The organism is Intrasporangium flavum, assembly GCF_001956915.1.
In the GTDB taxonomy this organism is placed as follows: Bacteria; Actinomycetota; Actinomycetes; order Actinomycetales; family Dermatophilaceae; genus Monashia; species Monashia flava.
In genome coordinates this window covers 1-627 of record NZ_MLJO01000052.1, presented here as the reverse complement: position 1 = coordinate 627, position 627 = coordinate 1, and the positions used below count along the sequence as shown (strand labels likewise).

The following is a 627-nucleotide window of genomic DNA, read 5'->3' as shown; positions in this document are numbered from 1 at the left end:
TCGACCGCGACCGGCTCGCCACGTCGCTGATGTTCCTGACCCGCGGCCAGCCGGTCGTCTACTACGGCGACGAGCAGGGCTTCACCGGCCCGACCACCGACTTCGGTGACAAGCGCGCCCGCCAGGACATGTTCGCCACGCAGACGGCCGACTACGCCGACGACACCATCGTCGGCAGCCCCGACAAGGCCGGCACCGGCTCGCACTACGACACGAGCGCCCCGCTCTACCGGAGCATCGCCGCCCTCGCCGCGCTGCGCCAGGCCAACCCGGCGCTCGCCGACGGCGCGCAGGTGCACCGCTACGCCAGCGACAGCGCCGGCATCTACGCGATCAGCCGCATCGACAAGGCCGCCAAGCGCGAGTACCTTGTCGTGGCCAACAACGCGACGACGACGAAGCAGGCGACCTTCCAGACCTACTCGGCGCGCTCGAAGTTCAGCTCGCTGCTCGGTGGCCCCGGTGCGGTGCGCGCCGACGCGTCCGGTCGCGTGACGGTCAGCGTCCCGCCGCTGTCGGTGAAGGTCTTCCGCGCCGACTCGACGATGGAGGTCTCGCGCACGGCGCCGGCGGTGTACCCGCTCTCGCCGAGCGCCGGCGGCGTCGTCGGCGGCCGCGCCGAGGTCT

The 627-nt window shown here is 72.4% G+C and carries 1 protein-coding gene; it reads left to right on the top strand.

Annotated elements, in window-relative coordinates; genetic code table 11:
* The coding region (locus tag BIV28_RS19605) for an alpha-amylase family glycosyl hydrolase (RefSeq protein ID WP_242653148.1) at positions 1 to 627 on the top strand (627 nt) is incomplete at both ends.